This window comes from Streptomyces katrae, assembly GCF_000966975.1.
Classification (GTDB): Bacteria; Actinomycetota; Actinomycetes; order Streptomycetales; family Streptomycetaceae; genus Streptomyces; species Streptomyces katrae.
Genome location: NZ_JZWV01000095.1, coordinates 18,869 through 27,441, shown reverse-complemented (window position 1 = coordinate 27,441; position 8,573 = coordinate 18,869). Strand labels below are relative to the sequence as shown.

General features: G+C 75.6%; 5 protein-coding genes. All 5 read right to left on the bottom strand.

Annotation, left to right across the window (positions count from 1 at the left end; all coding sequences use genetic code 11):
• Nucleotides 1–123 precede the first annotated feature (123 nt).
• The 5 genes from VR44_RS05210 to VR44_RS05190 all read right to left on the bottom strand — a co-directional run bounded on the left by VR44_RS05210 (nt 124) and on the right by VR44_RS05190 (nt 8,472).
• Nucleotides 124–1,509: a DUF6177 family protein gene (locus tag VR44_RS05210; RefSeq protein ID WP_045946165.1), complete on the bottom strand. Its 1,386-nt coding sequence runs from the start codon at nt 1,507–1,509 to the stop codon at nt 124–126.
• A 4-nt stretch (nt 1,510–1,513) separates the two neighbouring features.
• Nucleotides 1,514–5,566, bottom strand: a complete 4,053-nt coding sequence (locus VR44_RS05205) for a type VII secretion protein EccC (RefSeq protein ID WP_045946164.1) — start codon at nt 5,564–5,566, stop codon at nt 1,514–1,516.
• On the bottom strand, nt 5,563–6,753 hold the full coding sequence (locus VR44_RS05200) for a CpaE/TadZ family protein (protein ID WP_245691609.1): 1,191 nt from the start codon (nt 6,751–6,753) through the stop codon (nt 5,563–5,565). The genes VR44_RS05205 and VR44_RS05200 overlap by 4 nt, the downstream gene beginning before the upstream one ends.
• Before the next feature lie 113 nt (nt 6,754–6,866).
• On the bottom strand, nt 6,867–8,207 hold the full coding sequence (gene eccD / locus VR44_RS05195; RefSeq protein WP_045946169.1) for a type VII secretion integral membrane protein EccD: 1,341 nt from the start codon (nt 8,205–8,207) through the stop codon (nt 6,867–6,869).
• A 22-nt stretch (nt 8,208–8,229) separates the two neighbouring features.
• Nucleotides 8,230–8,472 carry a hypothetical protein gene (locus VR44_RS05190; RefSeq protein WP_045946163.1) on the bottom strand — a complete coding sequence of 81 codons (243 nt, stop codon included), beginning with the start codon at nt 8,470–8,472 and terminating at the stop codon, nt 8,230–8,232.
• Between the last annotated feature and the right edge of the window lie 101 nt (nt 8,473–8,573).

Genomic DNA, 8,573 nt, shown 5'->3' with positions numbered 1-8,573 from the left:
GGAGGGGCGCATCGGGCTGTCCTTCGGTTGCGGGCGCGGACCGGATCGAGGTTCCGTCCCGTTCGGCCCTACCCCGAACAGCCGTCAGATTCGTGTGTTCATCGCAGAGTTACCCCGGCCGGCCTAGGTCAGCAGGGTGGAGAGGGTCTCCCACGCGGCGGGGTCGGTGCCGTCGCCCAGCGGGTAGTGCAGTCCGGGCCGGCGCTCCGGGCCCACTTGGACGGGCTTGAGCGCCAGCGGGGGCCGGCGGGCCTGGGAGAGGGTGGCTTCGGTGACGCCCCGGGCGCCGAGGGTGAAGGACACCGGTACGGCGGGGGCCGTGATGCGGGGGGTCAGGCTCAGGTCCCGGCGGCCGGGGCCCACCGAGACGAGCATGCTGACCAGGCCGTGCCCGGTGACGAGGGCCCCGGCGAGTTCCTCCACCGCGCCGAGCGGTACCTCCTCGGACGGCCCGTAGCCGAGGGAGAGGGTGACGTCCTCCTCGACCCCGGTCGCCGTGCGGGTCACGCGGACGGTGGCCAGCGCGGGCCGTTCCGGCCGGCCGACGGCGGTGACCAGGGTGGGTTCGGGCATCCGGCTCCGCGCGAGGTCGGTGAACTGGCGCGGGGACCAGGGCAGGTTGACGGGTTCGGCGGTGCCCCAGCCCGCCGGGCCGGCCCCGGTGAGGGCGTGCCAGGCGGTCTCCAGCGCGCCGCCGAGCAGGGTGTCCGCCTCGGCGGGGTGCTCCGTGCGCAGGTGTACGGTCAGGCGCCGCTCGCCGGGCCCGGTGGCGGGCCGCCGGAAGGCTTCGGCGAGCCGGGTCTGGCCCTGCTCGTCGCGGACCGGGGCGAAGGTGCCGTCCTGCCAGGCCAGTACGGCTCCGGACAGGCCGTCGTAGTAGCCGCAGGCGGGGTCCTGGACCACCCACCGGTTCGGGGCGCCGGTGAGCACGGTGCGCAGGGGCAGGCTGAGCCGGCAGTGGGCGGGGGTGACGATGTGCAGGGCCGCGCCGAAGGAGGCGGTGGTGCGCAGGACGTCCGACAGCCAGGCCGTCAGCGGGACCACGGGCCGGTCGGCGAGGACGACGGCGGTGGATTCGGTGACCACGTCGACGGTGGGCAGGGCTCCGGCGGGCGCGGGCGCCGCCGAGGCCTCGGAGTCCACCGGGACGGTGGTGACCCGGCCGGCGCCCTCGGGCCAGACGGTCCCGCCGAGGACCTCGGCGAGGCGTCCGGCGACGGCTCCGGCGAGTTCCGCCGCCTCGGGGACGGCGGTGGAGGCGCGGGTCTCCGTCCACCAGACGGGGGTGGCGGACGGGGTGCCGAGGAGCCGCTGGGCCTCCCCGGGCACCTGGACGAGTACGGGTGCCTCCACGGAGACCAGGGGCCGGCCGCCCGCGCCGAGCAGCTGGACGACGGCCCCCTCGCCGGCGGGGGCGGCGTCCAGGCCGCCGCCGCCGGCCGCGAGGGCCACCAGCAGCGCCGCGGTGTCGGGCATCTTCGGGGTGAGGGCGATGACGTCCTTGGTCACGGTGTCAGGGCGCTTCCTGGGTCGGCGTGGGGGCGAGGGCGGTCTGGACGACCTGGTGGGGGCGGCCGCGCCGCACCAGGGTGCCCCGGCCGGGCGGCTGGGCGCTCGCGTACAGCTGCGGGAACAGCTGCCCCTCGGAGCGTTCGCCGTTCATGACGAGCGCGGTGGTGCCCGATTCGCGCAGGGTGGTCAGCAGCGGCTCGTACAGGGCGCGGGAGGAGCCGGCGACGCGGCGGGCGATGACGAAGTGCAGTCCGATGTCCTGGGCGGACGGCAGGTAGGGGACGAACGCCTGGAGCGGCTGCTGTCCGGCCGTGGTGAGGATGTCGTAGTCGTCGACGAGGACCACGATGCGCGGTCCGGCGAAGCCGGGGCCCTCGCCCGGTTCGGCGTCGGGGTCCATGCCGTCCTCGGGGAGCCGCTTGTCGAGTTCCTTGGCGATGCCGGCGGACAGGGCGGCGGCGATCTTCGCGTTGTGGGCGTAGCCGCCCCGGTAGGGCTCGGGGACCACTCCGCGCAGGCCGCGCCGGGGGTCGTAGACGGCGAAGACCAGTTCGTCCTCGCCGTAGCGGGCGATGAGCTGGCGGGCGACGAGGGCGAGGAGGTTGGTCTTGCCGCACTCGTTGTCGCCCAGGATCAGCAGGTGCTGGTCCTGGCCGAACAGGTCGAGGAGGACGGGCGCGAGGACGTCCTGGTCCACGCCGAGGGGGATGCGGTGCGGTTCCTCGTCGGCGGTGGGCAGCCGGTCGGCGGGCAGCCGGGAGGGCAGGACCCGGACGGGGGAGGCGAGTTCGCCGTGCCAGGTGGCGCTGACGGTGCCGGCGGCCTCCTCCAGGGCGGCGGCCAGGTCGGTGGTGCCGGAGCGGGAGTCGATGCGCGGCAGGGCGGTCTGGGCGAAGAGCTTGCCGTCGGTGAGGACCCGGCCGGGGGTGTCCGGGGAGATGGTCTCGGACAGTTTGCGGTCGATGGCCGAGTCGGAGGGGTCGCCCAGGCGGAGTTCGACGCGGCCGCCGAACAGGGACTGGTTGGCGATGCGGACGTCGTTCCAGCGCAGCATGCCGGCGACGACGTGGATGCCGTAGCCGCCGCCGCGCTTGAGGAGGTCGGTGACGGCGTCGTCGAGGGCGTCGAAGTCCTCGCGCAGGGCGCCGTACCCGTCGACGAGGAGGACGATGTCGGTGGAGCGGAGTTCGGGGAGCAGGCCCTTGGCGCGCATGGCCCGCAGCTGGTCGACGGAGTCGATGCTGTGCTCGCGGAAGAGCTGCTCGCGGGTGGCGAGCATGGCCCGTACCTCGGCGACGGTGCGGGCGGCGCGTTCCCGGTCGGCGCGTCCGGCGATGCCGCCGACGTGCGGGAGCCCGGCGAGGGCGGCGAGGCCGCCGCCGGCCAGGTCGAGGCCGTATATCGCGACGTCCTGGGGGGTGTGGGTCAGGGCCAGGGAGAGGGCGAGGGTGCGCAGCAGGGTGGTCTTGCCGGACTGGGGGCCGCCGGTGACGGCGGTGTGCCCGCCGGCGACGGTCAGGTCGAGCTCCCAGGGGCCGCGCCACTGCCGGGCCGGGTCGTCGAGCACGCCGAGCGGGACCCTCAGCGGGGCGCGGCGCGGCTTGTCGAGGGGGCCGGTGCCGCCGGTGCCGAGGCGCAGTCCGTGCTCGGTGACGGACAGGGGTCCGGCGGCGACGTCGAGGGGGACGGCGTCGGGGAGCGGGGGCAGCCAGATGCGGCGGACGGGCGGTGCGGCGTCGGCGAGCTGGTCGACGATGACGGAGAGCACGCTGGGCCCGGTCTCGCGGGCGGTGGCGGTGGGCTTCTCCTCGGCGGGCTCGGCCGGGCCGGCGGTGTCCTGGAGGGTGTTGAAGGTCGGGTAGGGCAGGGCGAGGGGGCCCTGGTCGGCGGCGCCGGGTCCGGCGGCCGGGCCCCGGTAGCGGCCGGAGACGTAGCCGGCCTTGAAGCGGGTGTAGGTGGAGGTGTCCACCTTGAGGTAGCCGAAGCCGGGCAGCGGCGGCAGCAGGAAGGCGTCGGTGGTGTCGAGGACGGTGCGGGACTCGTCGGCCGAGAAGGTGCGCAGACCGAGCCGGTAGGAGAGGTAGGTGTCCAGGCCCTTGAGCTTGCCGCCCTCGATGCGCTGGCTGGAGAGCAGCAGGTGCACGCCGATGGAGCGGCCGATGCGGCCGATGGACAGGAACAGGTCGATGAAGTCGGGCTTGGCGGTGAGGAGTTCGCCGAACTCGTCGATGACGACGAACAGGTGCGGCAGTGGCTCCAGTCCGGGCTTCTCGGCGCGCAGCACCGCGTAGTGGCCGATGTCGGCGACGTTCCCGGCGTCCTTGAGGACCTGCTGGCGGCGCTTGACCTCGCCGGCGAGGCTGGTGTGGACGCGTTCGACGAGCCCTGCCTGGTTCTCCAGGTTGGTGATGACGCCGGCGACGTGCGGCAGCTTCTCGAAGGGGGCGAAGGTGGCGCCGCCCTTGTAGTCGACGAGGACCATGGCGAGGTCCTCGGGGGCGTGCGTGGTGACCAGGGCGAGGACGAGCGTGCGCAGCAGTTCGCTCTTGCCGGAGCCGGTCGCGCCGACGCACAGGCCGTGCGGGCCCATGCCGAGCTGGGAGGACTCCTTCAGGTCGAGGAGTACGGGGCCGTGGCGGTCGTCGATGCCGATGGGGACGCGCAGGAAGTCGCGTTCGCTGCGCGGCGCCCACATCCGGTCCACGTCGAGGCGGGCCGGGTCGGTGATGCCGAGCAGGCCCATGAACTCGACCGGCCCGGAGACGGGGGTGCCCTCGGCGACGGACTCGGCGGACAGCCGCAGCGGGGCGAGCATCCGGGCCAGGCCCTCGGCGGTGGCGGGGCCGAGGGCGTCGGTGAGGCCCTCGGCGTCGGGGGCCTGCGGGGTGCGCAGGTCGCGGACGGTGACGTGGCAGCCGTCGGGGCCGTCGGAGCCGGTGACGGTGATCCGTACGGACACCTCGTCGGGCTCGTGGACCTGTTCGGCGAGGAGGTGCAGGACGGTGGTGTTCATGTCGGCCAGGCCCACCGCGGTGTCGGGGCGGGGCAGTTCGACGGCGTTCCCCCCGTACTCGTCGCTGACGACGAGCAGCCGGCCGGCGAGTGCCAGCGCGCCCTTGTCGGACAGGCCGCGGCGCACCTCGGCCGCGTACGAGGCCCTGCGGCGCAGGTCGGGGGCGAGGACCCCGGCGGCGAGCTGGGGCAGGCTGGGGGCGATCCGGCGGGCGGCGACGGGCCCGTCCTGTTCCTGCTGGTCGAGGACGTGGGGCAGCCACTTGGCCCACTCCCAGTCGTCGAGCCGGTCCCCGGGCACGCCGAGGGCGATGGCCACGTCGTCGGGGGCGTGCAGGACGGCGGTGTGCGCGAGGAGGGCGCGGGCGACGCGCAGGACGCCCTCGCGGTCGCCGATGATGCTGACGTTCCCGGCCCGGTCGAGGGGGACGGTCAGCGGGAAGTCGCTGGCACGGGCGAAGCGGGCCATGAGTGCGCCGGCCTCGTTCAGCATGAAACGGTCGGGCGGGGTGAGGACGTTCCCGGCGCCGGCCGCGAGGGCGGTCTCCTGGACGGCGACGGCTCCGGTGCCCAGGCGGGGGCGCAGGAAGTCGGGGTCGGTGCGGCGGCGTTCCCACAGCCGGGCGGGGTCCCGTACGAGGTCGTAGAGGGCCTCCGGCGGGGGGTTGAGGCGGCGGGCCTCCTCACGGAGCGCCTTCTCGCGGGCGCCGAGTTCCTCGCGCTGCTCCTCCAGGTACTCCAGGTAGCGCTCGCGCTGGGCGCGGCGGGTGCGCTGGGCCTTGCCGCGCTGGGACCAGAACAGGGCGATGGCGCCGATCAGCGCGAAGACCAGGACGATCGCGCCGACGGCGGCGAACTGGCTGTTCCGGACGACGGTCATCATCACGACCGAGCCCATGACGCCGGCCATCGGCAGCAGGGCGGTGGCCGGGCTGCCGATCTTCCCCTCGGGGAGGTTCGGCGGGGCTTCGACCATGCGGGGTTCGGCGGGGGCGAGGGGCAGGGTCCCGCGGGCCGGGCGGTGGACGAGCTGCTGGGTCACCGGGCGCCGCCGGCCGCCGGGAGGGCCACGGCCCGCTGGAGGACTTCGGCGGCGAGCCGGACGGTGGCCTGCCGGGTGCCTTCGCCGAGCAGGTCGGTGCGGACGGCGCCGCCGGAGGCGAGGTGGCGGTCGTAGGGCAGGACGACGACGCCGGCGCCGGTCGCGGCGAGCTTGGCGGTGGCCTTGGCGAGGTCGACGGCCGGGTGCGGGGACTGCACGGTGAGCACGACGACGGTGCGGGGCAGGACGGGCACGGGCAGGGAGGCCAGCCAGTCGAGGACGGCGTGGGTGGAGACGAGGCCCTCGGCGGTGGCGGGGGTGGTGAGCACGCGGGCGTGCGCGGTGTCGAGGGCGGTACGGGCGACCTCGCCGGGCAGGGTCTCGCAGTCGACGACGGTGACCCCGAAGTAGCGGCGCAGCGCGACCATGACGGTCCGGTAGGTGGCGACGTCGACCTGGGCGCCGATCCGGCCCTGGCTGCCGGGCAGCAGCCAGCCGCCGTCGGGCAGCGGGACGAGGTAGCCGGTGATGTCGGTGAGCTGCATGGAGGGGCGGACGATCTGGGCGAGGTCGCCGCAGGTCCAGCGCAGGGACTCGACGCCGAGCCGGACGGGCAGGGTGCCGAGGGCGGCGTCGGCCTCCAGGGTGAGCACCGGGTCGTGGCGGAAGTGGTTGTAGGTGCGGCTGAGGAGGGCGGTGACGGTGGTCTTGCCGGAGCCGCCGCGGATGCTGGTGACGACGATGTGCCGCCCGGTGGTGACGGGCTGCTGGACCTGCGTGGCCAGCCCGGTCTCGGAGGCGACGGCCTTGGCCGCGGAGGACCCGAGGGCTCCGCGCAGGCTGCGCAGGGTCCGCCGCATCAAGGGGTCCCCGTGCCGGGACCGCCCGACGGCCGCGTCGGCCCCGAGCACGGGCACGGTCTCGGGCGCGGCCCGCCGGGCGGGGTGGGGCTGCGCGTGCGCGGGGTGGGCGTACGCGGGCTGGGCGTGCGTGTGGGCGGCCTGCGGCTGCGCGTACGGGCGCCCGGGCTCCTGCGCGGCGCCCTCCTGCCCGGCACCGCCGGGCCACTGCCCCCGGCCGTCGCCGCCGTGCGCGGCCTGCCCGCCCGGGGCGGCGTACGCCGGGTGCCTGGGGCTGCGGCGGTACGGGGACGGTGGGCGGGGTGGTCTCCGCCCGGTGGCCGTCACCGGGCGGCGGGGTCGCGTGGCCCCTGGACGGGCCCGTGCCCGTCAGTTCACCGAGGACGCCGGCCTGCCAGTCGTCCTGGCGGTTCGTGTCTGACATGTCTGAGTCGCAACCCTTACGCGAAGGTGCCGAGCAGCCGCCCGTACACGCCGAACACCCCGATGAGCAGCGGGAACAGCACGATGACCCCGAAGGACTCGGCGGCGTCCCCGAAGCGCCGCAGCCGGACCCTCACGTGCTCGGGCGGCTGGACGGCCAGTACCCCGAGTGCCGCCAGGGCCAGCGCCAGCAGCAGGGCCAGCGGTCCGGCGGCTCCGGCCCTGGCGGCCCACACCAGCAGGGCGGCGACCGTCACGGCGGCCCCCGCCAGCAGCAGCGCGACCACCTCCGCGACCAGCGGGAACGCCCGCGCGCGCAGCCACAGCACGGCGGCGACCGCCGAGGCGAGGGAGACCGTCCAGACGTCGGGTTCCGTCAGCGCGACCACCCCGGCCGCGCCCGCCGAGACGGCGGTGGCGAGGGTGGCCAGGGCCATGCCCCGGTGGGTGGCACCGAGAGCGGTGGCGACCCGGTACCGGCTGACGGAGGCCCCGCGGGCCCGCTGGTCGTCGAGCCCGGTGAGCCCGGCCGCGGCCAGCGCGAGCCGCGGCAGCAGCCCGAGCAGGACGACGGAGACCACGGCGAGCACGGCCCCGGTGCGGGCGCCCGCGTGCCCCTGGGCCAGGGCCACGCCCTCCCAGATCACGGTCAGCCCGGCCACGGCGGCCGCCCCGACGAACCCGCCCCGCCCGAGCGGGGTGAACCACCCCAGCAGCGCGAGGGCGACGGCCAGCGCGAGTGCCACGGCGGCGAGCCGGCCCATCGCGTGCCAGTGCTGCGCGTCGCCCAGGGTCCACGCCCCGAGCACCCCGACCGCACCGGCGGTCGCCAGCAGCGCGGCGGCCAGCCCGGATCCCTTCAGCCGGCCCGCGACCGCGCCGGAGACCCCGCAGACGGCGGCGGCCGCCAGCAGCACCCCGGCCACGGTCCCCGGCGCGAACGCGGCCCGGGCGAACCAGCCGGCCACCAGCGCCCACAGCACCAGCCCGGCCCCGGCGGTGACCCGCCGCGCGGACGGCCGCCAGCGCCAGGCCCGTACGTCCAGGTCCTCGGCGGCCTCGTCGGTGACGTCGTGCACCACGGGCGCGGACGGCACGTCCTGCACCCGCACGAGCCGCAACACGGCCCCGTCGGCGACCCCCGCCTCCTCCAGCGAGACCCCGTGCTCCAGCACGGACCCGTCCGCCGTGACCAGATGACGCAGCATCGGCTGCGTGGCCACCCGGTCGTCCAGCATCCGTATGACATCGGGCAGCAGCCGCCCGACGGGCTCCTGCGAGGGGAGAACGAGATCCATCCGCCGCCGCTGACCGACCAGGGTGACCCGGCTCAAAGCCGTACCGCTCACTGCCCCCATGCTCACCACGCGCTCGAACCTATCACCGAGTTCTGACCTGCCCTGGCGTCCCGACCTTGCCGATCACCCGGTGCGAGACGAACGACCAGCCCACGCAGCCGGCGCACAGCACGGCCGCGATGACCAGCCCCGCGACGGCCTTCCCGATCCGCTCGTCGGCCACCCGCCGCCCCCGCTGCGCCCCGAACAACACGGCATCACGCAGCCGGCGCCGCCGCACCGCGACGGACTCCAGGAGCTGACTGTCGTAATCCTCAGCCGCCACCCGGCCTCCTTCCGTCTACGCGAGAACGCTAGTACGACCCGTGACGACGAGGAAACCGCCAACTCCGGTTGCGCCTTTTCACCAGCAGATCAGGCCCGAGC

Bases quoted from the DNA above. Each gene is read 5' to 3' on its own strand.
- eccD (WP_045946169.1), bottom strand. From the start codon at position 8,207: ATGGGGGCAGTGAGCGGTACGGCTTTGAGCCGGGTCACCCTGGTCGGT.